Source organism: Pseudomonas sp. NLJ1 (assembly GCF_049486705.1).
In the GTDB taxonomy this organism is placed as follows: domain Bacteria; phylum Pseudomonadota; class Gammaproteobacteria; order Pseudomonadales; family Pseudomonadaceae; genus Aquipseudomonas; species Aquipseudomonas inefficax.
Map to the genome: position 1 here is coordinate 2,281,562 of NZ_CP137735.1, position 25,588 is coordinate 2,307,149.

Annotated in this window: 23 protein-coding genes and 1 riboswitch; of the genes, 9 read left to right on the top strand and 14 right to left on the bottom strand. The window is 63.2% G+C overall.

Annotated elements, in window-relative coordinates:
• Positions 1 to 158: 158 nt before the first annotated feature.
• A complete protein-coding gene (yccS, locus tag R9B85_RS10245; protein WP_112249392.1) occupies positions 159 to 2,342 on the top strand; it encodes a YccS family putative transporter in 2,184 nt (727 codons plus the stop codon).
• A 129-nt stretch (positions 2,343 to 2,471) separates the two neighbouring features.
• Here the strand turns inward: yccS and R9B85_RS10250 are convergent, their stop codons facing one another.
• Complete coding sequence (locus R9B85_RS10250) at positions 2,472 to 3,209, bottom strand: substrate-binding periplasmic protein (protein ID WP_112249391.1); 738 nt, start codon at positions 3,207 to 3,209, stop codon at positions 2,472 to 2,474.
• A gap of 155 nt (positions 3,210 to 3,364) precedes the next feature.
• On the opposite strand from R9B85_RS10250, the gene R9B85_RS10255 reads away from it, so the two are divergent.
• Positions 3,365 to 3,817, top strand: coding sequence for a GNAT family N-acetyltransferase (locus tag R9B85_RS10255; protein ID WP_112249390.1), 453 nt, complete (start codon positions 3,365 to 3,367; stop codon positions 3,815 to 3,817).
• Positions 3,818 to 3,939: 122 nt separating this feature from the next.
• Here the strand turns inward: R9B85_RS10255 and R9B85_RS10260 are convergent, their stop codons facing one another.
• The 9 genes from R9B85_RS10260 to tkt all read right to left on the bottom strand — a co-directional run bounded on the left by R9B85_RS10260 (position 3,940) and on the right by tkt (position 13,560).
• Positions 3,940 to 4,236, bottom strand: coding sequence for a winged helix-turn-helix domain-containing protein (locus tag R9B85_RS10260; RefSeq protein ID WP_003249396.1), 297 nt, complete (start codon positions 4,234 to 4,236; stop codon positions 3,940 to 3,942).
• Positions 4,237 to 4,248: 12 nt separating this feature from the next.
• Positions 4,249 to 4,749, bottom strand: coding sequence for a M48 family metallopeptidase (locus R9B85_RS10265; protein WP_423771008.1), 501 nt, complete (start codon positions 4,747 to 4,749; stop codon positions 4,249 to 4,251).
• A 39-nt stretch (positions 4,750 to 4,788) separates the two neighbouring features.
• Positions 4,789 to 6,915, bottom strand: coding sequence for a putative bifunctional diguanylate cyclase/phosphodiesterase (locus R9B85_RS10270; protein WP_207879535.1), 2,127 nt, complete (start codon positions 6,913 to 6,915; stop codon positions 4,789 to 4,791).
• 324 nt (positions 6,916 to 7,239) lie between these two features.
• The gene (fba, locus tag R9B85_RS10275) at positions 7,240 to 8,304 is read right to left on the bottom strand and encodes a class II fructose-bisphosphate aldolase (RefSeq protein WP_008093958.1); all 1,065 of its coding nucleotides are present in this window, start codon (positions 8,302 to 8,304) and stop codon (positions 7,240 to 7,242) included.
• A gap of 100 nt (positions 8,305 to 8,404) precedes the next feature.
• Positions 8,405 to 8,734, bottom strand: a complete 330-nt coding sequence (locus tag R9B85_RS10280) for an MliC family protein (RefSeq protein WP_112249386.1) — start codon at positions 8,732 to 8,734, stop codon at positions 8,405 to 8,407.
• A 160-nt stretch (positions 8,735 to 8,894) separates the two neighbouring features.
• On the bottom strand, positions 8,895 to 9,146 hold the full coding sequence (locus R9B85_RS10285) for a hypothetical protein (RefSeq protein WP_112249385.1): 252 nt from the start codon (positions 9,144 to 9,146) through the stop codon (positions 8,895 to 8,897).
• Entirely contained in the window at positions 9,146 to 10,309 is a 1,164-nt protein-coding gene (locus tag R9B85_RS10290; RefSeq protein ID WP_112249384.1) for a phosphoglycerate kinase, read from the bottom strand. Before R9B85_RS10290 ends, R9B85_RS10285 begins: the two co-directional genes overlap by 1 nt.
• Before the next feature lie 12 nt (positions 10,310 to 10,321).
• On the bottom strand, positions 10,322 to 11,383 hold the full coding sequence (gene epd / locus R9B85_RS10295; protein ID WP_013974502.1) for an erythrose-4-phosphate dehydrogenase: 1,062 nt from the start codon (positions 11,381 to 11,383) through the stop codon (positions 10,322 to 10,324).
• Positions 11,384 to 11,562: 179 nt separating this feature from the next.
• On the bottom strand, positions 11,563 to 13,560 hold the full coding sequence (tkt, locus tag R9B85_RS10300) for a transketolase (protein ID WP_112249383.1): 1,998 nt from the start codon (positions 13,558 to 13,560) through the stop codon (positions 11,563 to 11,565).
• Positions 13,561 to 13,904: 344 nt separating this feature from the next.
• Here tkt and R9B85_RS10305 point away from each other — a divergent pair, with 344 nt between their 5' ends.
• The 4 genes from R9B85_RS10305 to R9B85_RS10320 all read left to right on the top strand — a co-directional run bounded on the left by R9B85_RS10305 (position 13,905) and on the right by R9B85_RS10320 (position 18,477).
• A complete protein-coding gene (locus R9B85_RS10305) occupies positions 13,905 to 14,897 on the top strand; it encodes an ArsR/SmtB family transcription factor (RefSeq protein WP_112249381.1) in 993 nt (330 codons plus the stop codon).
• Between the two features lie 18 nt (positions 14,898 to 14,915).
• A complete protein-coding gene (gene metK / locus R9B85_RS10310) occupies positions 14,916 to 16,106 on the top strand; it encodes a methionine adenosyltransferase (RefSeq protein ID WP_003249375.1) in 1,191 nt (396 codons plus the stop codon).
• Between the two features lie 145 nt (positions 16,107 to 16,251).
• A complete protein-coding gene (ligB, locus tag R9B85_RS10315; RefSeq protein WP_207879533.1) occupies positions 16,252 to 17,952 on the top strand; it encodes an NAD-dependent DNA ligase LigB in 1,701 nt (566 codons plus the stop codon).
• Between the two features lie 132 nt (positions 17,953 to 18,084).
• Positions 18,085 to 18,477, top strand: a complete 393-nt coding sequence (locus tag R9B85_RS10320; RefSeq protein ID WP_112249379.1) for a DUF1090 domain-containing protein — start codon at positions 18,085 to 18,087, stop codon at positions 18,475 to 18,477.
• A gap of 157 nt (positions 18,478 to 18,634) precedes the next feature.
• On the opposite strand, the gene R9B85_RS10325 is transcribed toward R9B85_RS10320, so the two are convergent.
• Positions 18,635 to 19,081: a c-type cytochrome gene (locus R9B85_RS10325; protein WP_112249378.1), complete on the bottom strand. Its 447-nt coding sequence runs from the start codon at positions 19,079 to 19,081 to the stop codon at positions 18,635 to 18,637.
• Between the two features lie 119 nt (positions 19,082 to 19,200).
• Here R9B85_RS10325 and R9B85_RS10330 point away from each other — a divergent pair, with 119 nt between their 5' ends.
• Entirely contained in the window at positions 19,201 to 20,352 is a 1,152-nt protein-coding gene (locus tag R9B85_RS10330) for a murein transglycosylase A (protein WP_215520502.1), read from the top strand.
• 115 nt (positions 20,353 to 20,467) lie between these two features.
• Here the strand turns inward: R9B85_RS10330 and R9B85_RS10335 are convergent, their stop codons facing one another.
• A complete protein-coding gene (locus R9B85_RS10335; RefSeq protein ID WP_075046579.1) occupies positions 20,468 to 20,854 on the bottom strand; it encodes an MAPEG family protein in 387 nt (128 codons plus the stop codon).
• A 28-nt stretch (positions 20,855 to 20,882) separates the two neighbouring features.
• A complete protein-coding gene (locus tag R9B85_RS10340; RefSeq protein ID WP_112249375.1) occupies positions 20,883 to 21,716 on the bottom strand; it encodes an EamA family transporter in 834 nt (277 codons plus the stop codon).
• A 320-nt stretch (positions 21,717 to 22,036) separates the two neighbouring features.
• On the opposite strand from R9B85_RS10340, the gene R9B85_RS10345 reads away from it, so the two are divergent.
• A complete protein-coding gene (locus R9B85_RS10345) occupies positions 22,037 to 23,272 on the top strand; it encodes a cation:proton antiporter (protein ID WP_112249374.1) in 1,236 nt (411 codons plus the stop codon).
• Positions 23,273 to 23,394: 122 nt separating this feature from the next.
• Here the strand turns inward: R9B85_RS10345 and R9B85_RS10350 are convergent, their stop codons facing one another.
• Positions 23,395 to 23,796, bottom strand: a complete 402-nt coding sequence (locus R9B85_RS10350) for an acyl-CoA thioesterase (protein WP_009399312.1) — start codon at positions 23,794 to 23,796, stop codon at positions 23,395 to 23,397.
• Between the two features lie 178 nt (positions 23,797 to 23,974).
• Positions 23,975 to 24,071, top strand: a riboswitch (S-adenosyl-L-homocysteine riboswitch).
• Positions 24,072 to 24,091: 20 nt separating this feature from the next.
• On the opposite strand from R9B85_RS10350, the gene ahcY reads away from it, so the two are divergent.
• A complete protein-coding gene (gene ahcY / locus R9B85_RS10355; protein ID WP_025340892.1) occupies positions 24,092 to 25,501 on the top strand; it encodes an adenosylhomocysteinase in 1,410 nt (469 codons plus the stop codon).
• Positions 25,502 to 25,588 lie beyond the last annotated feature (87 nt).

Consider the following 25,588-nt stretch of genomic DNA (forward strand, 5'->3'; position numbering starts at 1 on the left):
CAGCCCATCGCCGGCAAGCCAGCTCCCACAGGGTCTCCACAGGCCTTCAGGCTTGTGCAGTACCTGTGGGAGCTGGCTTGCCGGCGATGGGCCGCGACAGCGGCCCCAATTGCACGGCCTCGAAAGATATTCCTCTGATCACTGCCTAGCAGGCCATCATGTCATCGAGCTCGTTCCGTCAGTCACTGCGTCGCCTGTGGGGTCAAGACAAGTTCAGCTACAGCATCCGGGTCACCATCGCCCTCACCGGCAGCCTGGCCCTGTGCTGGTACCAGAACGAAATGGCCCTGCTGATTCCGCTGTTTCTCGGCATCATCGCCAGCGCACTGGCCGAAACCGATGACAGCTGGCAGGGCCGCCTCAGCGCCCTGGCCGTCACCCTGGTGTGTTTTGCCATCGCCGCGCTGGCGGTCGAACTGCTGTTCCCCTACCCATGGGTATTCGTCATTGCCCTGGCCTTGGCGGCCTTCGGCCTGACCATGCTCGGTGCCCTGGGCGAGCGTTATGGCGCCATCGCATCAGCGACCTTGATCACTGCGGTGTACACCATGATCGGCGTGGACCAGCGCGGCGGCCAGGTCACCGACTTCTGGCACGAACCGCTGCTGCTGGTGACCGGTGCAGCCTGGTACGGGCTACTGTCGGTGCTGTGGCAGGCGCTGTTTTCCAACCAGCCGGTGCAGCAGAGCCTGGCCAAGCTGTTCTTCGAGCTAGGCAGCTACCTCAAGCTCAAGGCCAGCCTGTTCGAACCCATCCGCACCCTTGACGTCGAAGCCCAGCGCCTGGAACTGGCCCAGCAGAACGGCAGGGTGGTGGCGGCGCTCAACGCGGCCAAGGAAATCATCCTGCACCGGGTGGGCAACAGCCAGCCGAACTCCAAGGTCAGCCGCTACCTCAAGCTGTACTTCCTGGCCCAGGACATCCATGAACGGGTCAGTGCTTCGCACTATCCCTACAACGCGCTGACCGAGGCTTTTTTCCACAGCGACGTGATGTTCCGCTGCCAGCGCCTGCTGCGTAAACAGGGTTCTTCCTGCCAGGAACTGGCCCGCTCCATCCGTCTGCGCCAGCCGTTCGTGCTGGCCAGCGGTTACCCCGAAGCCCTCGAAGACCTCAACGCCTCGCTGGAACACCTGCGCATGCAGAACAACCCGGCCTGGCGCAGCCTGCTGCGCTCGCTGCGGGCGCTGGCCGTCAACCTGGCGACGCTGGACCGCCTGCTCAGCGCTGCCAGCAACCCGGACAGCCTGGCCGATGCCAGCGACAGCAGCCTGCTCGACCGCTCGCCGCGTTCGCTGAAGGATGTATGGAGCCGTCTGCGTACTCAGCTGACACCGACCTCGCTGCTGTTCCGCCATGCCTTGCGCCTGCCGCTGGCGTTGTCGATCGGTTATGGCATGGTGCACCTGATCCACCCGACCCAGGGCTACTGGATAATCCTGACCACGTTGTTCGTGTGCCAGCCCAACTACGGTGCAACCCGGCGCAAGCTGGTACAGCGCATAATCGGTACCGCCGTCGGCCTGACGGTGGGCTGGGCACTGTTCGACCTGTTCCCCAATCCGGTCATCCAGTCGCTGTTCGCCGTGGTCGCCGGGGTGGTGTTCTTCGTCAACCGTACTACCCGCTACACCTTGGCCACGGCCGCGATCACCCTGATGGTGCTGTTCTGCTTCAACCAGATCGGCGATGGTTATGGCCTGTTCCTGCCACGCCTGTTCGATACCCTGGTCGGTAGCCTGATCGCCATCCTCGCGGTGTTCCTGTTCCTCCCCGACTGGCAGGGGCGGCGGCTGAACAAGGCGCTGGCCAATACCCTGGCCTGCGCCAGCGTGTACCTGCGGCAGATCATGCAGCAGTATGCCCACGGCAAGCGCGACGACCTGGCCTACCGCCTGGCCCGACGCAACGCCCACAACGCCGATGCGGCGCTGTCCACCACCCTGGCCAACATGCTGATGGAGCCGGGGCACTTCCGGAAGGAAGCCGACGTCGGCTTCCGCTTCCTGGTTTTGTCGCATACCTTGCTCAGCTACCTCTCGGGGCTGGGCGCGCACCGCGACACTGCCCTGCCGGCGGAGGTGCAGGAGCAGTTGATCGAAGGTGCCGGGCAAAGCCTGGCCAGCAGCCTGGACGAGATTGCCAACGGCCTGGCCGCGCGGCTGCCGGTGGCGATTCACAGTGATGCCGAAGAGGCCCTGGCCAATGCCCTGGAGCAGATGCCGGAAGAGCTGGATGAGCATCAGCGGCTGGTGCAGACGCAGTTGGCGTTGATCTGCCGGCAGTTGGGGCCGCTGCGGACCTTGGCCGCGCATTTGATCAAGGAAGGTGCACCGGCCTGAATGCATTGTTACCTGTTCTGGCCTCTTTGCGGGTAAACCCGCTCCCACAGGAACCCTACAAGTTTCGAGATCTGTGTAATACCTGTGGGAGCGGGTTCACCCGCGAAGAGGCCAGAACAGGCGACAAGATCAAAAGCCATGCTGACGCATGAGCCGCGCATAGCTGCCATCCGCCTTCATCGCCGCGATCGCCTGTTCGAACCGCTCGACGATCCGCGCATGCTCCGGGTGCTTCAGGCTGACCAGGATATGCAGGGTGTTCTCTGCCAACGGCGGTTCCACCAGCATCACCCCATCGCGCACTTCCGGCAGCTCGCGCTGCAAGTTGTAACGGGCCACGTACTCGTCTTCCACCGCCAGGCCCACCCGCCCCGCCGCCAGCATGCGTACCGCAGAGGAAAAGTTGCGCACCGCCACCTTGTGCAGGCGGGTGTCGCGGTCGAACTCGGGTGAATAGGCGTAATCACGCACCACAGCGATACTGTAGGGGTACAAGTCAGACTGGCGCTTGTAGCTAAACGCCTCGCCCTTGCGCTGCAGCAGGCGAATACGGTTGACCAGGTAGGCTTTGGAAAACTGCCCGATGCTGGCGCGCGAGTCGTTGTACCAGGCGTTGATCAACACGTCGTAACGCCCCTCGTTCACCCCCCGCAGGGCCCGCGCCCACGGCGCCTCTTCTACCCCACTGGCGTAGCCGGCCCGGGCCAGTGCCGCGGTGACGATACTGGTCGCCAGGCCACCGCCCGGCATGCTGGCATCGGTGAACGGCGGCCAGTTGTCGGCCACCAGGCGTAGCGTCTCACGACCCGGGGCGGGCGTTGCAAGCATCATTGCCAACAATCCCAGAACACAAAGCAGTGGCCGCATGCTCACGTCCTTTCGCAATGGAGGGCACACACTGCCGACGAGATTACACAAAGCCGTTGGCGAGGGCAGCGGCCAATAGTGTCATTTAGCCTCTATTTTGGCCGTGACACATACATCATGCGATGATCGACGGCTCACTCAAGGAGTTCGCGCCAATGTCCATCGACTGGCTCTGCAAGCACCACACCGATCTCAGCAAGGACCAGCTGTACGCCATTCTGCAATTACGCACTGAAGTGTTCGTGGTCGAGCAACGCTGCGCCTACCAGGAAGTCGATGGCCAGGACCTGACCGGCGATACCCTGCACCTGATGGGCTGGCAGGATGACAAATTGGTGGCCTACCTGCGCCTGCTCGACCCGCAATCCCAGGGTGGGGATGTGGTGATCGGGCGGGTGGTGACTGCGCCCGCGGCGCGCGAGCTGAAGCTGGGGCATACCTTGCTGCTCAAGGGGCTGGAAGCAGCAGAGCATTGCTGGCCGGGGGTGCCGGTTTACCTGTCGGCGCAAGCGCATTTGCAGGGGTTCTATGCCCGGCATGGGTTCGAGGTGGTGGGCGAGGAATATCTGGAGGACGATATTCCGCATATCGGGATGCGCAAAGGCTGAGTTAACCGCTATCCCTGTGGGAGCGGGCTTGCCCGCGAATCAGGCACTGCGGTGGATGGCACGGGCTTCGCCCGTGTTCGCGGGCACGCCCGCTCCCACAGGGAATGCGTCAGCTTTTCGATTCAGGGATAGCCCAGCACTTCGCGAATCTGCCGCAAATGCCGGATGATCCACTGCTTGTCGATCGCTCCCCAGTCATGAATGCGGTAGTGCCCGGCGTGGTTGCGCGCGCCTTCCTGCTGTTCGAACTCGCAGACGATATCCAGGTCGGCCAGCGCCGCAATGGTGTCCTGAGCGGTGCGCCGGGGCATGCCGGTGGCCTCCATCAGGGCCGGCACGCTGGTCGCGGTCTGGCTGTCGATCAGCCAGGCCACGTACAGGCGGCGGTAGAAGCTGCTCTTGGTCTTGCTCACTTCCATGCTGCGTGGTCCTTAACAGTTGCCCGGCAGCTCCCGATAGGTCAGGTAGACGCGCAGGTCGAATTCCAGTTGGTGGTAGTCCGGCTCCATATGCTGGCAGAGCTGGTAGAACGCCTTGTTGTGGTCACGCTCGCGCAGGTGCGCCAGTTCGTGTACCACGATCATGCGCAAGAATTGCGGCGCAGCCTCCTTGAACAGCGAGGCGATGCGGATTTCCTTCTTCGCCTTGAGCTTGCCGCCCTGCACCCTCGATATCGCCGTATTCAGGCCCAGGGCCCGATGGGTCAGGTCGAGACGATTGTCGAACAGCACCTTGTCCAGGTTCGGCGCGCTGCGCAGGTATTGCTGGCGCAGATCCTGGGCATAGCCGTACAACGCCTTGTCGTTCTGCACGTCATGGCGGTCGGGGTAGCGGCGCTGCAGGTACTCGCCCAGGCGGTCGCTTTCGATCATCTGCCGCACCTGCTGCTGCAGGTGCGGAGGGTAGGCTTGCAAGTATCGTAATACGGTCATGGCGCTGCATTCGGTGTAACGAATGCCGATTCTAGCCAATCATGGCCCCGGCCAGGAGAAAATCGCCGGGAAGCTGCTGGCATCGGTGGCGGTCATCGGGTAAGCCACCAGGAACCCTTGCACGTACTCACAACCATTGGCCTTGAGCCAGGCAGCCTGGACCGGGGTTTCCACCCCCTCGGCGATCACCGTGATGCTGTAGTCGGCGCACAGGCCGATGACGCTGCGCACCAGCGCTGCATCCACCGCCGAATCAGGCAGGCGCGCCACCAGATGGCGGTCGAGCTTGAGTGTATCTATCGGCAGGTCGCGCAACATGCGCAACGAACAGTCGCCGGCACCAAAATCATCCAGCGCCACCCGTACACCCAGCTCGCGCAAGCGGTGTATCTGTTTCACCGCCGCATCGATGTTGTACATCAGCGAGGTTTCCGCCACTTCCACTTCCAGCTGCGCCGGGTCCAGCTGGTAAAGCTGGATGACCCGGTGCAGCTCGTCGACCAGGCTTGGCATGACGAACTGCGCACGGCTCAGGCTGATACCCAGCACCAGGTCCGCCGGGAAACGCTGGCACCATGCCTGACGCTGAGCCGCGCCCTGGCGGTAGATCCAGCTGGCCAGGCGGTTTATCAAGCGCGCCTCTTCCAGCAACGGGATGAACAGCCCCGGCGGTACGTCGCCGACACTGGGGTGCTGCCAGCGCAGCAAGGCCTCGAAGCCACGCAAGCGGCCATCGTGGAAGCCGACCTGCGGCTGGTAAACCAGCGTGAAGTCTTGCTGCTCCACGGCCGTGCGTACGCTGTCCTCGAGCATCAGCCGCGAACGCGCCCGGCCATTGAGCTCCTGATCGTAGAAGCGATACTGCTGGCGCCCCGCCTGCTTGGCCGCGTACATCGCCGCATCGGCCGCGCGCAACAGGCCTTCGACATTGGCGCCGCAATCCGGATAGGTGGCAATGCCGATGCTCACCCCAAGGCTCACATCCAGCCCTTCCACTTGGTGGCTGATGGAAATACGTTCCAGCAACCGCTCGGCATAGCGCCCGGCCTGCTCCGGGTAAGGCAGGCTGTCGAACAGTGCAGTGAACTCGTCCCCGCCCATGCGCGCCAGCAGCGCCTCACTGCCCAGGCAATCCTTGAGCTGTTCGGCCACCCAGTGCAGTACCCGGTCGCCCGCGTCGTGGCCGAGCGAGTCGTTGATGCGCTTGAAGCCATCCAGGTCCATGTACATCAGCGCCTGCGCCTTGTCCGAGCGCTCGTTGCGCAGCAGCACACCTTCGGCGGCCTGGTAGAACCCGCGGCGGTTGAGCAGGCCGGTAAGCGGGTCGGTAACGGCCTGGTACTCCAGCTGCTGGTGCAGGTTGCGTACCACTGACATGTCCAGCACGGTGACCACCATGCCCTGCTGTTCGGCCGGCAGTGGCGCACACGACAACGCCACCGGCACCAGCTCGCCGCCAAGGGTGCGCAGCTGGGCATCGTGCACGCGGAAGATGCGCCGCCCCAGATAGGCCTGGTAGAAGTCCGATTCGTTCCACGAGCAGGCAGTGGCCAGTTGCACCAGGTCGAGCAGATGGGCGCCCTGCAACTGTTGCACCGGCGCTGACAACAAACGGGAAATGGCCGGGTTGGCGAAACTGATGATGCCTCGGGCGTCAACCACCAGAATGCCCTCGGCGGCATTCTCCAGGATCGACGCGTTGAACGCCCTGGCCGCTTCCAGCTCTCGGGTCAGGCGCTGCAGCATGCGCCGGTTGCGCTGCTGGTCGAGCAGCGCCTGAACCTTGGGCTTTAGAATTTGCGGGTCGAACGGTTTGAACATGTAGTCCACGGCGCCGCTGGCGTAACCCTTGAGCACGGCCGCTTCGGACTGTTCGTTGGCGGTGAGGAAAATGATCGGGGTCAGCCGTGTGCGCTGGCTGCCGCGCATCAGCCTGGCGACTTCGAAGCCGTCCATCTCCGGCATCTGTACATCCAGCAGAACCAGGTCGACATCGTGCTCGAGCAACGCACTCAAGGCTTCCATCCCGGAGTTTGCCGTCAACACCTGCCAATCCTGACGGGCCAGCAATGCCCGCATGCTGATGAGGTTTTCGGGGTAATCGTCTACCACCAGAAGAACCGAGTTGCCATCCAGTGGCTGAGGTTGAGGGTGAGCGACATCCATGCTGCTTCTCTGTTATGTGACCGACTTCAATATACGGTTGGATCCACTAGTACTCTAGACCTGAGCGGATAACACGCAATGCAATCAGAACGCTATCAGTGCCTCAACTCTACGGTAGCCGACTAACGGTCAGTTTGCCGGGAATATGTGCCGGGCCTCTTCGCGGGTAAACCCGCTCCCACAGGTACTGCGCTGCCTGGTGGGTTTGAATGCTCCCTGTGGGAGCGGGTTTACCCGCGAAGAGGCCAGCACAGGCGTAGGATTCCAACACCCAGAAATGAAAAAACCCGCATCGCTGCGGGCTTTTTCATCAATGCCAGAAGATCAGTTGACCTTGGCGGCCAGCTCACCTTTCAGGTAGCGCTGGAACATGCCTTCCAGGGAGATCGGCTTGATCTTCGAGGCATTGCCAGCGGTGCCGAAGGCTTCGTAACGGGCGATACAAACGTCACGCATGGCCTTGACGGTTTCACCGAAGAACTTGCGCGGGTCGAACTCGCTCGGGTTCTGCGCCATCAGGCGGCGCATGGCACCGGTGGAGGCCAGACGCAGGTCGGTGTCGATGTTGACCTTGCGCACGCCGTGCTTGATACCTTCGACGATTTCCTCGACCGGTACACCGTAGGTTTCCTTGATGTCGCCGCCGTACTGGTTGATGATCGCCAGCCACTCTTGCGGTACCGAGGACGAACCGTGCATCACCAGGTGGGTATTGGGGATGCGCTTGTGGATTTCCTTGATGCGGTCGATGGCCAGCACGTCACCGGTTGGTGGCTTGGTGAACTTGTAGGCACCGTGGCTGGTACCGATGGCGATCGCCAGGGCGTCGACCTGCGTCTTCTTGACGAAGTCGGCGGCCTCTTCCGGGTCAGTCAGCATCTGGCTGTGGTCCAGCACGCCTTCGGCGCCAATACCGTCTTCTTCACCGGCCATGCCGGTTTCCAGCGAACCCAGGCAGCCCAGCTCGCCTTCTACCGAAACGCCGCAGGCGTGTGCCATGGCAACGGTCTGCTGGGTAACGCGGACGTTGTATTCGTAGTCGGTCGGAGTCTTGCCGTCTTCACCCAGCGAGCCGTCCATCATCACCGAGCTGAAGCCCAGCTGGATCGAGCGCTGGCAGACGTCGGGGCTGGTGCCGTGGTCCTGGTGCATGCACACCGGGATATGCGGGAATTCTTCGATGGCCGCCAGGATCAGGTGACGCAGGAACGGCGCACCGGCGTACTTGCGAGCACCGGCCGAAGCCTGGACGATCACCGGGGAGTCAGTCTTGTCGGCCGCTTCCATGATGGCGCGCATCTGCTCGAGGTTGTTGACGTTGAAAGCTGGTACGCCGTAACCGAACTCGGCGGCGTGGTCCAGCATCTGGCGCATGCTAATGAGTGCCATTGTGTATCTCTCTCCCGACAAGCGTCGTTTGTTTCGTGCAAGCCTGCCGCAGGGGCGGTTGCTGTTCAAGTAGTGTGGGCCACCCTAGCGGCCCGGCCAGTCACGGTGCCTTGCAGCCCCGCCCAATCAGATCGTTGGTTGCCACCCAGTACACCAGGCCTTCTTCGCCCTTGGTATGGAAGGCCAGCATGCCATCGCTGTACAGCGCACCCGAGGCACCTTGCTCGGCCTTGAGCCGGTAGACCTGGTCGCCGCCACCAAGGCGCACATCGACCTGGTCGCGCTGCGCATCGGCGAAGCGCCACAGCACTTCAGCCTGGGTGTCGCAGACCCAACGGGTCCATTCGTCAGCCGGGGCGGGTTGCGCCGGCTTCAGTAGCGAGCATCCTGCCAGTGTCGCCAGAGCCGTCACGGCCAAAAGCGCTTTCATTCAGTTTCCTCGATTTGGGGCTGCTGTGCAGCCCTTCGCGGGCTTGCCCGCTCCCACAGGTCAAGCGCTGCACATGTGGGAGCGGGCAAGCCCGCGAAGGGCCGCTCAGCGGCCCCTACCTCAAGACCACAAATCAGCCTTCAGGTTGCCTGTTACCCGATCAAGGGCAACCTGGCGCCTTGCGCTGGTGGTCTTCGTCGTACTTTTCCAGGCCTTCCGGGCCCACGCGCTTGCTGATGACCGGCACAGTCTCGGCCTGCCACTCGGACTGGTAGCAACCGCCCTTGGGCGACCGCGTCGGGTCGGCATCCGAGGCCGGGCTGCCGGCGCATGCGCTCAGCAGGCCAGCCAGCATCATCACAGGCAATTGCTTGACCATCAGGCCGCTCCCTTTGCCAAGCGCCGACGTCATCAGGCCTTGGCCCGCTCTTCCAGAATCGCCACGGCCGGCAGGACCTTGCCCTCGACGAACTCGAGGAAGGCGCCACCACCGGTAGAAATGTAGGAGATATCGGCGCCAACGCCATATTTGTCGATGGCTGCCAGGGTGTCCCCGCCGCCGGCAATGGAGAACGCGGCGCTGTCGGCGATGGCCTTGGCCAACACCTTGGTGCCGTTGCCGAACTGGTCGAACTCGAACACGCCTACCGGGCCGTTCCACAGGATGGTCTTCGACGACTTCAGCAGCTCGGCGAAGTGGGCTGCGGTTTGCGGGCCGATATCCAGGATCATGTCGTCGGCGGCAACGTCGGCAATGGCCTTGACGGTGGCTTCGGCGCTCTCGGCAAACTCCTTGGCAACCACCACGTCGACCGGCAGAGGCACGCTGACCTTGGCGGCGATGGCCTTGGCGGTGTCGACCAGGTCAGGCTCGTACAGCGACTTGCCCACTGGGTGGCCGGCTGCGGCCAGGAAGGTGTTGGCGATGCCGCCACCGACGATCAGCTGGTCGCAGACCGAGCTCAGGCTGTTCAGCACGTCCAGCTTGGTGGAGACCTTGGAACCGGCAACGATGGCCGCCATCGGCTTGGCGGGGGCCTTCAGGGCCTTGCCCAGGGCATCCAGCTCGGCAGCAAGCAGCGGGCCGGCAGCAGCGACCTTGGCGAACTTGGCAACGCCATGGGTAGAACCTTCGGCACGGTGGGCAGTGCCGAAAGCGTCCATGACGAACACGTCGCACAGGGCGGCGTATTTCTGCGCCAGTTCGTCGGCGTTCTTCTTCTCGCCCTTGTTGAAGCGCACGTTCTCGAACAGCACCAGGTCACCAGCCTTGACCTCGACACCGCCAAGGTAATCGGCAACCAGCGGCACGTCGCGGCCCAGGGCCTTGCTCAGGTAGTCTGCGACCGGCTTGAGGCTGTTCTCGGCAGAGAACTCACCCTCGGTCGGGCGGCCCAGGTGCGAGCAGACCATTACCGCCGCGCCCTTCTCCAGGGCCAGCTTGATGGTCGGCAGCGCTGCCAGGATACGCGCGTCGCTGGCTACCACACCGTCCTTCACAGGCACGTTGAGGTCTTCGCGGATCAGTACGCGCTTACCTTGCAGGTCGAGGTCGGTCATCTTCAACACGGTCATGAATGCAGTCCTTCAGGGCTGTTTGTTGCGGGTTGGGTGGACGACGTGCAGATAGTGTTCGGCAACGTCGAGCATACGGTTGGCGAACCCCCACTCGTTGTCGAACCAGGCCAGCAGGTTCACCAGGCGGGGGCCGGAAACACGGGTCTGGCTGGCATCGACGATCGCCGAATGCGGGTCATGGTTGAAATCACAGCTGGCGTGGGGCAACTCGGTGTAGGCCAGCAAGCCTTTCAGCGGGCCTTCCAGCGCCGCCTCGCGCAGCACCCGGTTGACTTCGGCCGCGCTGGTATCGCGGGCGGTCTGCAGGGTGATGTCCAGACACGAGACGTTGACGGTTGGTACGCGTACCGCTTTGGCCTGGATTCGCCCGGCAAGTTCCGGAAGCAGGCGCTCGATACCACGTGCCAGACCAGTGGACACCGGGATCACCGACTGGAAGGCCGAACGCGTGCGGCGCAGGTCTTCATGGTGATAGGCGTCTATCACCGGCTGGTCGTTCATCGCCGAGTGGATGGTGGTGATCTGCACATACTCGATGCCGAATGCCTGGTCCAGCACGCGCAGCAGCGGTACGCCGCAGTTGGTGGTGCACGATGCGTTGGACACCAGGCGCTCGTTGCCGGTCAGGCAAGCCTGATTGACACCGTAGACCACCGTGGCATCGACGTCGGCCTCGCTGGCCATCGGCTGCGAGAACAGCACCCGCGGCGCCCCGGCGTCGAGGAACCGCTGGCCATCGGCACGGGTGTGGTAGGCGCCGGAGCATTCCAGCACCAGGTCGATGTCCAGGGCTGCCCAGTCGATGCCTTCGGGGGTGGCACTGCGCATCACCTTCACGCAGTCGCCATTGATATGCAGACAGTCGCCATCGACCTTCACCTCACCGGGGAAACGCCCGTGGGTGGAGTCGAAGCGTGTCAGGTATTCCAGGCTGGCCTGGTCGGCCAGGTCGTTCAGCGCGACGATCTCGAAACCGGCCTTTGCCCCCCGCTCGAACAGCGCGCGCAGGACACAGCGGCCGATACGGCCATAACCGTTGAGTGCAACTTTGTAGGGACGCAGGTGGGGCATTCGTTGGCTCGCTAACGCATGATGGCTGTTGGGGCCGCGTTGCGGCCCATCGCGACACAAGGCCGCTCCTACAAGGAGCTGCATGCGCAGTACCCTGTAGGAGCGGCCTTGTGTCGCGATGGAGGGCGAAGCCCTCCCCTTTGCACGACCTGGAGGGCGTCATTGCCCCCACTGATACATCAGTCTTCCAGCAGCTCTTCGGCAGTACCGAGGATGTTCTCCACGGTGAAGCCGAACTCTTCGAACAGTGCCGAAGCCGGCGCCGACTCACCGTAGGTGGTCATGCCGATGACACGACCTTCCAGGCCGACGTACTTGTACCAGAAGTCGGCGTGCGCGGCTTCGATGGCGATACGCGCACCTACTTCCAGCGGCAGCACGGACTGCTTGTAGGCAGCGTCCTGGGCATCGAACACGCTGGTGCACGGCATGGAAACCACGCGCACCTTGCGGCCTTGTTCGGTCAGCTTGGCGTACGCCTGAACAGCCAGGCCCACTTCGGAACCGGTGGCGATCAGGATCAGCTCAGGCTCGCCGGCGCAGTCCTTGAGCACGTAACCGCCTCGGCTGATGTCGGCGATCTGCTGGGCATCGCGGTCCTGGTGCTGCAGGTTCTGGCGCGAGAAGATCAGCGCCGAAGGGCCGTCCTTGCGCTCCAGGGCGTTTTTCCAGGACACGGCGGATTCCACCGCGTCGGCTGGGCGCCAGGTGTCCAGGTTCGGCGTGCTGCGCAGGCTGGTCAGCTGCTCGATCGGCTGGTGAGTCGGGCCGTCTTCGCCCAGGCCGATGGAGTCGTGGGTGTAGACGTGGATCACGCGCTGCTTCATCAGCGCCGACATGCGCACGGCGTTACGGGCGTATTCCATGAACATCAGGAAGGTCGCGCCGTAAGGCACCAGGCCACCGTGCAGGGCAACGCCGTTCATGATGGCGGTCATGCCGAACTCGCGCACGCCGTAGAACACGTAGTTGCCGCTGGCGTCGTTGGCTTCGACACCCTTGCAGCCCTTCCACAGGGTCAGGTTGGAACCGGCCAGGTCGGCCGAACCGCCGAGGAACTCTGGCAGCAGCGGGCCGAAGGCATTCAGGGCGTTCTGGCTGGCCTTGCGGCTGGCAATGGTTTCGCCCTTGGCAGCCACTTCGTTGATGTAAGCCTGGGCCTTCTCGCTGAAGTCGGCCGGCAGCTCGCCGCTGGCACGGCGCTTGAACTCGGCAGCCAGCTCCGGGTAGGCCTTGGCGTAGGCATCGAAGCGCTGGTTCCAGTCGGCTTCGGCCTTGGCACCGGCGGCCTTGGCGTCCCACTCGGCGTAGATCTCGGCCGGGATTTCGAACGGGCCGTGGTTCCAGTTCAATTCCTTGCGGGCCAGGGCGATTTCGTCGTTGCCCAGCGGTGCGCCGTGGCAGTCTTCCTTGCCCTGCTTGTTCGGCGAGCCGAAACCGATGATGGTCTTGCAGCAGATCAGGGTCGGGCGATCGCTCTTGCGGGCGGTTTCGATGGCGGTCTTGATCTCGTCGGCGTCATGGCCGTCGACGTTGCGGATCACCTGCCAGTTGTACGCTTCGAAGCGCGCCGGGGTGTTGTCGGTGAACCAGCCGTGCACTTCGCCGTCGATGGAAATGCCGTTGTCGTCATAGAAGGCGATCAGCTTGTTCAGGCCCAGGGTGCCGGCCAGCGAGGCGACTTCGTGGGAGATACCTTCCATCATGCAGCCGTCGCCGAGGAACACGTAGGTGTTGTGGTCGACGATGGTGTGGCCGTCACGGTTGAACTGGGCAGCGAGCACTTTTTCGGCCAGGGCGAAGCCCACGGCGTTGGCGATACCCTGGCCGAGCGGGCCGGTGGTGGTCTCGACGCCTGGGGTGTAGCCGTATTCCGGGTGGCCCGGGGTGCGGCTGTGCAGCTGGCGGAAGCCTTTGATGTCATCGATGGTGACGTCGTAGCCGGTCAGGTGCAGCAGCGAGTAGATCAGCATCGAACCGTGGCCGTTGGACAGTACGAAGCGGTCACGGTCGGCGAAACTCGGGTTGCTCGGGTTGTGCTTCAGATAGTCGCGCCAAAGCACTTCGGCGATATCCGCCATGCCCATGGGGGCACCTGGGTGGCCGCTGTTGGCCTTTTGCACGGCATCCATGCTGAGGGCACGAATGGCGTTGGCACGTTCACGACGGCTGGGCATCGCTGATCTCCTGAGGGGCTTGAATAGGTGGTGTCACGAAAAAAGGCGGCCATTTTCGCCCACTGGGGGGGCTTGGGGCAATGACGTATGGTCGCAGTCGGGGGATTTTCCTCTGATTGGCACTCATTTCGGGGCAAAATCTGGAAATCGATGCCGGCTTCTTCGCGGGTGAACCCGCTCCCACAGGGTCGCACCAAGCCTGAGGGCAGTGCTGAACCTGTGGGAGCGGGTTCACCCGCGAAGAGGCCCGAAAGGGCAACCCCGCACTCCGCCCATCATCCAATATCAAAACTTTTTGATATTGCCCTTGCTAGGGCAACGATGCCTGTCTAGACTGCCGCACCATGAACCTCCGTGCGCAATCGATCCCCGAGCAACGCGAAGCATTGGCAGCCCTGTGCAAAGCCAGTGGCGACGAGTTGCGCCTGAACGTATTGCGCGCCCTGGCCAACGACTCGTTCGGCGTGCTGGAACTGGCGCAGATCTTCGATGTGGGCCAGTCAGGCATGAGCCACCACCTGAAAGTGCTGGCCCAGGCTGAGCTGGTGGCAACCCGTCGCGAGGGCAATGCCATTTTCTACCGCCGCGCCCTTCCCGACAGCCTGCGCCTGGGCGGTCGGCTGCATGCGGCGTTGCTCGAAGAGGTGGATGACCTGACCCTGCCGCCTGACGTGCAGGCGCGCATCGCCCAGGTACAGCAACGCCGCGCAGCCACCAGCCAGGACTTCTTCCTGCGCGTGGAAGAGAAGTTCCGCGCTCAGCAAGACCTGATCGCCGGCCTGCCGCAGTACCGCGAAAGCCTGCTGGCGTTGCTCGACAAACTGAATTTCGATCCGGCCGCCAGCGCCCTGGAGGTCGGCCCCGGCGACGGTGGCTTCCTGCCCGACCTGGCCCGGCGCTTCGCCGAGGTCACTGCCCTGGACAACAGCCCGACCATGCTCGAACTGGCGCGCCAGGTGTGCCAGCGCGAAGGGCTCGACAATGTGAACCTGCAGTTGGCCGATGCACTGGGTGCAACGGATGTGGCCGCCGACTGCGTTGTGCTGAACATGGTGCTGCACCATTTCAGCGACCCGGCCCTGGCCCTGCGCCAGCTGGCCAAAAGGGTGAAGGCAGGCGGCAGCCTGCTGGTAACCGAACTGTGCAGCCATGACCAGGGGTGGGCGCGCGAAGCCTGCGGCGACCTGTGGCTTGGCTTCGAGCAGGACGACCTGGCCCGTTGGGCCAACGCCGCCGGGCTGGCCCCCGGGGACAGCCTGTACGTGGGTTTGCGTAACGGTTTCCAGATCCAGGTCCGCCATTTCCAGCGGACGGCTGGCGACATACACCATCGGTAAATTTCAGGAACCTTCGAGATGAGCGAATACTCCCTTTTCACCTCCGAGTCCGTGTCCGAAGGGCATCCGGACAAGATCGCCGACCAGATTTCGGACGCCGTCCTTGATGCCATCATCGCCCAGGACAAGTACGCCCGCGTAGCCTGCGAAACCCTGGTCAAGACCGGTGTCGCCATCATCGCCGGCGAAGTTACCACATCGGCCTGGGTCGACCTGGAAGACCTGGTGCGCAAGGTCATCATCGACATCGGCTACAACAGCTCCGACGTCGGCTTCGACGGCGCCACCTGCGCCGTGATGAACATCATCGGCAAGCAGTCAGTGGACATCGCCCAAGGCGTCGACCGCTCCAAGCCGGAAGACCAGGGCGCCGGTGACCAGGGCCTGATGTTCGGCTATGCCAGCAACGAAACCGAAGTGCTGATGCCAGCGCCAATCTGCTTCTCGCACCGCCTGGTCGAGCGCCAGGCCGAAGCACGCAAGTCCGGCCTGCTGCCATGGCTGCGCCCGGACGCCAAGTCGCAAGTCACCTGCCGCTACGAAAACGGCAAGGTGGTCGGCATCGACGCCGTGGTGCTGTCGACCCAGCACAACCCTGAGGTTTCGCAGAAAGACCTGCAGGAAGCCGTGATGGAGTTGATCGTCAAGCACACCCTGCCTGCCGAACTGCTGCACAAGGGCACCCAGTACCACATCAACCCGACCGGCAACTTCATCATCGGCGGCCCGGTGGGTGACTGCGGCCTGACCGGGCGCAAGATCATCGTTGACTCCTACGGCGGCATGGCCCGCCACGGTGGTGGCGCGTTCTCCGGCAAGGACCCGTCCAAGGTCGACCGTTCGGCCGCCTACGCCGGCCGCTACGTGGCCAAGAACATCGTCGCCGCAGGCCTGGCCGAGCGTTGCGAGATCCAGGTGTCGTACGCCATTGGCGTGGCCCAGCCGACCTCCATCTCGATCAATACCTTCGGTACCGGCAAGGTCTCCGACGACAAGATCATCCAGCTGGTGCGCGAGTGCTTCGATCTGCGTCCTTACGCCATCACCACCATGCTCGACCTGCTGCACCCGATGTACCAGGAAACCGCTGCCTACGGCCACTTCGGCCGTACCCCGCAGCAGAAGACTGTCGGCGACGACACCTTCACCACCTTCACCTGGGAGCGCACCGACCGCGCCCAGTCGCTGCGTGACGCTGCCGGCCTGTAAATTTCCCATTGCGCTGGTCGAAAGCCCCTGCCGAGCAATCGGCAGGGGCTTTTTTGTGACATATGGGCTGACAAACACCGCATGGCGACCTGCACGCAACCTGCCTAGGCTGAGGGCTCCCACCCGCCATGCAAGGATGCTGGCCATGCCGTTGATACTGCTGTTCACCCTGTTGTTGACACTGAGTTCCCCCCTGGCACGTGCCGCCACATGCCCTACCTGGAACCCGCAACAAGTCGAGGCTGAAGTAAGCCGACTAAGTGCCACGCTCGCCCACTGGGACGACCACTACCACCGCCAGGGCGTTGCGCTCGTACCCGATGAACTCTACGACCAGAGCCGCCAACGCCTGACGCACCTGCAGCAATGCTTTGGCATCGCGACCATCCAGTCTCCGCTGGCCAGCGCTGGCGGGCCGATCCCGCATCCGGTGCCACATACCGGCGTCGACAAGCTGGCCGACCGCCTGGCTGTAGAACGCTGGCTGGCCGGCAAGACCGATGTCTGGGTGCAGCCAAAGGTCGATGGCGTAGCGGTCTCCCTCATTTACCGACAGGGCCGGCTGGAGCAGTTGATCAGCCGCGGGGACGGCGTGCAGGGGCACGACTGGAGCCGCCACATTCCCCAGCTCCACGCCATCAATCGGCAGTTGCCCCAGGCCATCGACCTGCAACTGCAGGGCGAACTGTACCTGCGTCTGGACGCGCATGTGCAAGCCCAGGCAGGCAGCGCCAACGCCCGAGGGACGGTAGCCGGGCTGCTGGCTCGCAAGCAGCTGGGTCGTGAGCAAGGCGAGCGCATTGGCCTGTTCGTGTGGGACTGGCCGCGCGGCCCCGAGCAGCAGGCCGAACGCCTCGCGCAGCTGGCGGAACTGGGCTTTGCGCACAGCCGGGATTACAGCGTCGCCATAAAAACAGTGGACGATGCGGCGCACTGGCGTGAGTACTGGTACCGCTCACCCCTGCCCTTCGCCACCGATGGCGTGGTGCTGCGCCAAGGCGGCCGGCCACCGGCCGAGCGCTGGCAGGCCAAGGCCCCCTATTGGATCGCAGCGTGGAAGCACCCGTACACACAGGCCTTGGCCGAAGTGCGCGAGGTCCGCTTCCGCATCGGCCGCACCGGTAGGGTCACACCGGTCTTGCAGGTGCTGCCGGTTACCCTGGATGACCGGCGAATCACCCAGGTGAGCCTGGGCTCACTGGCACGTTGGCTCAAGCTCGACATCCGTCCCGGTGACCAGGTGGCCGTCAGCCTTGCCGGGCTGACCATCCCACGCCTGGAGCAAGTGGTGCACCGCGCCGCCGAGCGCCAACCGGTGACCGCACCAGCGCCCGGCCAACATCATGCCCACAGTTGCTGGCAGATCAGCGAAGGCTGCGAGGACCAGTTCATTGCCCGCCTCACCTGGCTCAGCGGCAAGCAGGGGCTGGCCCTGCCGCGCACCGGCCCTGGCACCTGGCGCCGGCTGGTGGCTGCCGGGCTGGTGACTTCGATGACCGACTGGCTGCATCTGGACGCCGAGCGCTTGGGCCAGGTAACCGGTATCAGTGACGCAACGGCTGCGCAGTTGCTCGGCACTTTCGACCAAGCCCGCTCACGGCCCTTTGCCCAATGGCTGCGCGGGCTGGGCGCGCCCACACCCACCGGCATGCAGGTGACAGGCGACTGGCTGGAGCTTGCTGCCCGCACCAACCTTGAATGGCAAGCCATGCCCGGTATCGGCGAAAAGCGCGGGCAACAGCTTGCAGGATTTTTTGCGGCCGCCGAGGTGCAAGCCATTGCAACGCAGCTGGCCAAGGCAGGGATCGACGGCTTCCGGCCCGACAGGCAAAGCATCAAGCAATGATTGTTTACCAATTTACTCGTAGGAAAATCCTGAGATTAAGCCGGAAAAGCCCAACAAGGGTTTCTAAATGGGCAAAACCAAGGCAGGATTTCCCCCAACTTTTGCTGCCCCGCCCCGTCAAGGAGGCTTTTCATGAAACGTATTTCGACCCTTTTCCTGCTTGCGACACTGGGCCTGGCCGCTGGCGCCGCACAAGCCGCCCAGCCGGATGCCGGCCTGACCGGTTGCGCCGCCAAGCGCAGCGCCATCGAGAACCAGTTGAAGATTGCCCGTGATCAAGGCAACAGCCACCAGGCCGCAGGGCTCGAAGAGGCGCTGCGAGGGGTCGACAACTGCACCGATGCCGGCCTGCGCAAGGAACGCGAGCAGAAGGTGCTCGACGCCCGTCACGAAGTGGCGCAGCGGGAAAGGGACTTGAAGAAAGCCGAGAAGAAAGGCGATTCGGAGAAGATCAACAAGCGCAAGGACAAGCTGGCCGAGTCGCGCAAGGAGCTGCAGGAAGCGGTAGAGGATCTCGACCGCTGAAGCTCCGACCGGGCGAACGCGATCATTGTAGGAGCGGCCTTGTGTCGCGATAGGGCTGCGCAGCGGCCCCAGGATTTCAGCTGATGCATAAATCGCCGGGGCCGCTTTGCGGCCCATCGCGACACAAGGCCGCTCCTACACAGAGCAATGCAGGCAATCAATGATTGCGGAATTCGGTATGACAGGCCTTGCAAGCTGCTTCGACCTTGTCCATCGGCGCCTTCAACTGCGCAGCGTCCAGCGGCTGGCCGCGAGTGACATCGACCAGTTCGCCAGTGACGCTTTCCAGCTGCCGGGCCAGGTCATGAAAGCGCGCCTGACGTTCCCATACCTCGGCCCGTGCGCTACTGTCGCCGCCATCACGCGCCTGGGGAAAGTGCTGCCAGGGCTGGTGCGAAAGGTTGTCCAGCTTCAGCGCACCGTCGGCAAACTTCACCCCGTCGAAGGGCAACCGCCCACGCAACATGCCGCCCAGGTCTTCGCTGGTCTTGAGCATGTCCTTGAAGATTACCTTGCGCTTGCCCAGCGGGGAGTTCGGGTCAACCCGGTCGCAACCACCCAGGGCCAGTGCTGCCAGCAGAACAATGGTCAATCGCTTCAACATCACGGTCACTTCGGCCTACGCAAATGGGTGGCCAGTATCGCTGCCCAACGGCCAAAGACCAATAGCCACATAAAAAACAGGGGCGAATATCCGTATTCACCCATGACAGGAATGTATTCATGAAATCTGCCCTGCGCCACCTGGCCTGGACACTCCCGGTACTGGCCCTGCTGGCCGGCTGCAATGGTGGTGAAAGCGCCAAACCCGAGCCGCATGCCATCGCCACCTACGCCAATGCCACCTGGCAGGACCTGCCCACCGTCAGCGACAGCGACCTGGTGGCGGGCTTCCAGGCCTGGCGCAACGGCTGTGAAAAGCTCAAGCGCGACACCGTCTGGGCCAGCACCTGCGAAGCAGCCGCCAACGTGCCCGACAATCCCTTGCAGGTGCGCGCCTTCCTGCAACAGAACCTGCAGGTATACGGCCTGCGTTCGGCCGAAAACAATGCCAACGGCCTTATCACCGGTTACTACGAACCGGTCTACCCTGGCAGCCTGAGCCAGTCGGCAACCAACCATGTGGCGGTTTACGGCATCCCCGACGACATGATCGTGGTCGACCTGGCCAGCGTGTATCCCGAACTCAAGGGCAAGCGCCTGCGCGGTCGCCTCGATGGCCGGGTGCTCAAGCCTTACGACACCGCCGAGGTAATCAACCGTGACGGCGTCAAGGCACCGGTGCTGGCCTGGCTGACCGACCCGATGGACCTGCAGTTCCTGCAGATCCAGGGCTCCGGCCGGGTACAACTGGAAGATGGCCGCCAGCTGCGCCTGGGTTACGCCGACCAGAACGGCCACCCCTACCGGCCGATCGGGCGCTGGCTGGTGGAACAGGGCCAGTTGAAGAAGGAAGAAGTGAGCATGGGTGCCATTCATGCCTGGGCCCAGGCCAACCCGCAGCGGGTACCGGAACTGCTCGCCAGCAACCCCAGCTACGTGTTCTTCAGCACCCGCCCGGACAGCAACGAAGGGCCGCGAGGTTCGCTGAACGTGCCGCTGACCGCTGGCTACAGCGTGGCCATCGACCGCAAGGTGATTCCGCTGGGCAGCTTGCTGTGGCTGTCCACCACTCGCCCGGACGGCACACCGGTGGTACGCCCGGTGGGGGCTCAGGATACCGGCGGTGCAATTACTGGTGAAGTGCGGGCGGACCTGTTCTGGGGCACTGGACCAGAGGCAGGGGAACTGGCCGGGAACATGAAGCAGCAGGGGCAGATCTGGATGCTGTGGCCCAAGGGCAAGCCGCTGCCTGAGGTGCCGAAAGTCCTCTGACGTTACGCTGCCCCTGTGGGAGCGGGTTTACCCGCGAAGAAGACTACGCGGTATATGGCACCGGCTTCGCCGGTGTTCGCGGCTAAAGCCGCTCCCACAGAAACCGCACCAGCTTTCAGATGGAAACCACGAAGAACGCCACGATAATCGCCATCCCGGCAAACCACACCAGCGATCGCAGCATGGCCCAGTCGGCCAGGTAACAGATGATGTAGAGCAGCCGGCTGGTGATGTACATCACCCCCAGCACATCCTGGGTCACCTGCTCGGCATTGCCGACGATATCCGCCACCAGCACCGCCGCGGCAAATGCCGGGAAAGCTTCGAAACTGTTCTGCTGGGCAGCATGTGCGCGCCGCGGCAGCCCGGACAGGGTATCCAGGAAGGCGCGCGGGTCGTGGTTGTCGCGCAGGCGGAAGCGGCCACTACCGACTTTGGCGATCAACGCACACAGTGGGGGCAAGAACAGCGCGATCAGGATGCACCACAGGGCAACAGTCATGGACAGGACTCCTTGTTCAGTCTTCGGGTCAAAGCTTCATTACCAGCATGCCGGCCAACACCAGCCCGCAAGCTAGGAGTCTCGGCCCGCCAAAAGGTTCTTTCAGGTAGCGCATCCCCAACAGCACCACCAGAATCACGCTCAACTCGCGCAACGCCGCCGCTTCGGCCACCGACCCAAGGTGCATGGCCCACAGCACCAGCGCGTAACTGAGCAATACACACAGCCCCACTGCCAGCCCCAGGCGCCACTGCAGGCGCCAGAACAATACGAACGGCGCACGCCGCGCCACGCTGGCCAGCAGCGGGAAGGGCCAGGCACTGAGCAAAGTCAGCCACACCAGGTAATCCCAGGGCTTGCCCCACAGGCGCACGGCCTGGCCGTCGAACCAGGTGTAGCAACCAATACACAGGCCGATCAGGGCAACAACCGGCAGCATCGACCAGGGCAGCCGGTCCCCGCCACCGCCCTGCCACAGCAGGCAGGCCATGCCACAGGGGATCAGCAGGATGCCGATGATCTGCTGCTGGCTCAGCGACTCACCGGCAAAAGCCAGGGTCAGCCCCAGCACCACCAGCGGCGACAGCCCGCGCATCAGAGGATAGACCAGCCCCAGGTCGCCCACGCGGTAGGCCTGGATCAACAGGAAGCGGTACAGCTGCTCGGCCAGCGCCGAGGCCAGCAACCACGGCCAGATGTTGGCTGGCGGCAGCTCGACGAAGGGCACTGCCAGCACCGCGAAGGCCAGCGCCACCGTGTCCATGCTGGCAATCACCAGCAAGCGTTCGCCGCTGAATTTGATCAGGGTATTCCAGGTCGCATGCAGCAGGGCAGCGACCAGCACCAGGGATGTTGCCAGCACGCCTTGTTGTCCTTATGGCTTTTTTACGGCAGTGAATATATAGCGTTTGCAGGGACTGTTGTGGGAGCGGGTTCACCCGCGAAGAAGGCGACCCGGTGTATGGCACCGGCCCTGCCGGTGTTCGCGGGTGAACCCGCTGCCACAGAGATCGCACCAGCCCTTATGTTTTGAGCGTGCTTGAGTACGCAGTTCAGCCTGTTAACGGGAACGATTGGAACGAATCCGGTCAAACCTTGTGTCCCGAACCCCGCGCCAGGTCATCAAAGAACTGCCCGAGCCATTCGGGTTACGACTTGGAAGCCACTGTTACAGGATTCGGGATGCTTGAACTAGTTGCCGCGTTTATCTGCCTTACCACCCTCCTCACCTATGTAAATTACCGTTTCATCGGCCTGCCCCCCGCCATTGGCGTGATGGTAACGGCGCTGCTGTTTTCCCTGATGCTGCAGGGCCTGAGCCTGATCGGCTTCCCTGGCCTGGAAGCGCGCGTCGAAGGGCTGATGAACCAGATCGACTTCAACGACTTGCTGATGCACTGGATGCTGGCATTCCTGCTGTTCGCCGGCGCCTTGCACGTCAACCTCTCCGACCTGCGCAGCTACCGCTGGCCGATCGGCCTGCTGGCCACCGTCGGGGTGCTGATCGCCACCGTGGTCATCGGCTACCTGTCGCACTGGGTGTTTGCCCTGTTCGGCTGGCAGGTACCGCTGATCTATTGCCTGCTGTTCGGTGCGCTGATCTCGCCCACCGACCCGATTGCCGTACTGGGCGCGCTGCGTACCGCGAATGCCTCCAAACCCTTGAAAACCACCATCGTCGGCGAGTCGCTGTTCAATGACGGCACCGCCGTGGTGGTGTTCACCGTGTTGCTGGGCATTATCCAGCTGGGCGAAACGCCAAGCATGGCCGATACGGCCGTTCTCTTCGCCCGCGAGGCCATCGGCGGTGTAGTGTTCGGCGGGCTGATCGGCTACGCCACCTACCGCATGATCAAGAGTGTCGAGCAATACCAGGTGGAAGTGATGCTGACCCTGGCGCTGGTCATCGGCGGCTCGGCGATGTGCTACGAGCTGCACGTTTCGGCGCCGATCGCCATGGTGGTGGCCGGGCTGATCATCGGCAACCTGGGGCGCAACCTGGCGATGAACGACATGACCCGTCGCTACATGGATGGCTTCTGGGAACTGATCGACGACATGCTCAACGCCCTGCTGTTCGCATTGATCGGCCTGGAACTGTTGCTGCTGCCATTCAACTGGATGCACCTGGCGGCCGGCAGCGTGCTGGCGCTGGCGGTGCTGCTGTCGCGGCTGCTGACGGTGGCCCCGGCGATCGTGCTGCTGCGACGCTGGCGCCCGGTGCCAAAAGGCACGGTGCGTGTACTGACCTGGGGTGGCCTGCGCGGTGGAGTGTCGGTGGCCCTGGCGCTGTCGCTGCCATTGGGCGCAGAACGTGACCTGCTGCTGTCGATCACCTACATCGTGGTGCTGTCGTCGATCCTGGTGCAGGGGTTGAGCATCGGGCGGGTGGTGCGCAAGGTCAGCGACCAGCCTTGAGCAATAGTGCTTGCCTCTTCGCGGGTGAACCCGCTCCCACAGAATCTCCGCTACCTTTCGGGCAGTTAAAACCTTGTGGGAGCGGGTTTACCCGCGAAGAGGCAAGCACCGACAACCGAAATCTATTCGACTGCACTGTCCGGGAACTGGTCTTGAATGTACTTGATCTCGGTCCGCCCATGCGGCGCCGGCAACCCATCCTCGCCAAGGTTGACGAAGACCATCTTGTCGACCGTGAGAATGGCCTTGCGGGTGATCTTGTTGCGCACTTCGCACTTGAGGGTGATCGAGGTGCGGCCAAACTCGGTGGCGGTGATACCCAGCTCGATGATGTCGCCCTGGCGCGAGGCACTGACGAAGTTGATTTCCGATATGTACTTGGTCACCACGCGCTGGTTGCCCAGCTGGACGATGGCGTAGATCGCCGCCTCTTCGTCGATCCAGCGCAGCAGGCTGCCACCGAACAAAGTGCCGTTTGGGTTGAGGTCTTCGGGTTTAACCCACTTGCGGGTATGAAAGTTCATCTGTACTCCTGACCTGCTTGGCTAACGTACAGCAATGATGGCAGAGCGGCCGCTGTCGCTCCATTGAACATCGACTATCGTCGCGATTAATCGACAGAAAACCTTGGGCAAGCCGCCGGGCGCGGCTATAATCTTTGCCGCTTCACATGGCCGCCCACAGCGGCGCCATGCCCGCCACCCGTCCGAGGGGCGCTGCAGCAGGCTAGGCCTGTCAGGCTCGGATGGGGCGTTGCTCGCTCTCGCGGGCGCTTAACGCACAACGGCGCCCATTCGCACACTACGAATGGAGGCTCTCATGAGCGCTGCAAACATGCCTGCTGGTTTTACCGATTACAAAGTCGCCGACATCTCCCTGGCCGCCTGGGGTCGTCGCGAAACCATCATCGCCGAATCGGAAATGCCTGCACTGATGGGCCTGCGTCGCAAGTACCTGGCCGAGCAACCGCTCAAGGGTGCGAAGATTCTGGGCTGCATCCACATGACCATCCAGACCGCCGTGCTGATCGAAACCCTGGTCGCCCTGGGTGCCGAAGTGCGCTGGTCGTCCTGCAACATCTTCTCCACCCAGGACCAGGCCGCCGCGTCCATCGCCGCCGCCGGTATCCCGGTGTTCGCCTGGAAAGGTGAAACCGAGCAGGAGTACGAGTGGTGCCTGGAGCAGACCATCCTCAAGGATGGCCAGCCATGGGACGCCAACATGGTCCTCGACGACGGTGGCGACCTGACCGAGCTGCTGCACAAGAAATACCCGCAAGTGCTGGAGCGCGTGCACGGTGTGACCGAAGAAACCACCACCGGCGTGCACCGCCTGCTGGACATGCTGGCCAAGGGCGAGCTGAAAGTCCCGGCGATCAACGTCAACGACTCGGTTACCAAGAGCAAGAACGACAACAAGTACGGTTGCCGTCACAGCCTGAACGACGCCATCAAGCGTGGTACCGACCACCTGCTGTCGGGCAAGCAGGCCCTGGTGATCGGCTACGGTGACGTGGGCAAGGGCTCGGCCCAGTCGCTGCGTCAGGAAGGCATGATCGTCAAGGTCACCGAAGTCGACCCGATCTGCGCCATGCAGGCCTGCATGGACGGTTTCGAAGTGGTTTCGCCGTTCATCGACGGTATCAACAACGGCACCGAAGCCAGCATCGACAAGGCCCTGCTGGGCAAGATCGACCTGATCGTGACCACCACCGGTAACGTCAACGTCTGCGACGCCAACATGCTCAAGGCGCTGAAGAAGCGTGCCGTAGTGTGCAACATCGGCCACTTCGACAACGAGATCGACACCGCCTTCATGCGCAAGAACTGGGCCTGGGAAGAGGTCAAGCCGCAGGTGCACAAGATCCACCGCACCGGCGCTGGCAGCTTCGACCCGCAGAACGACGACTACCTGATCCTGCTGGCCGAAGGCCGCCTGGTCAACCTGGGTAACGCCACTGGCCACCCAAGCCGCATCATGGACGGCTCGTTCGCCAACCAGGTACTGGCACAGATCTTCCTGTTCGAGCAGAAGTTCGCCGACCTGTCGGCCGAGAAGAAAGCCGAGCGCCTGACTGTTGAAGTACTGCCTAAAAAGCTCGACGAAGAAGTGGCCCTGGAAATGGTCCGCGGCTTCGGCGGCGTGGTCACCCAGCTGACCAAGCAGCAGGCCGACTACATTGGTGTGACCGTCGAAGGCCCGTTCAAGCCGCACGCCTACCGCTACTAAGCGGCAAGCTTGACGGCTCAAGCGGCAAGCAAAGGCAGACCGTGCCATTGCCGCTTGCAGCTCAAGCATCAAGGATCTTGAACGATG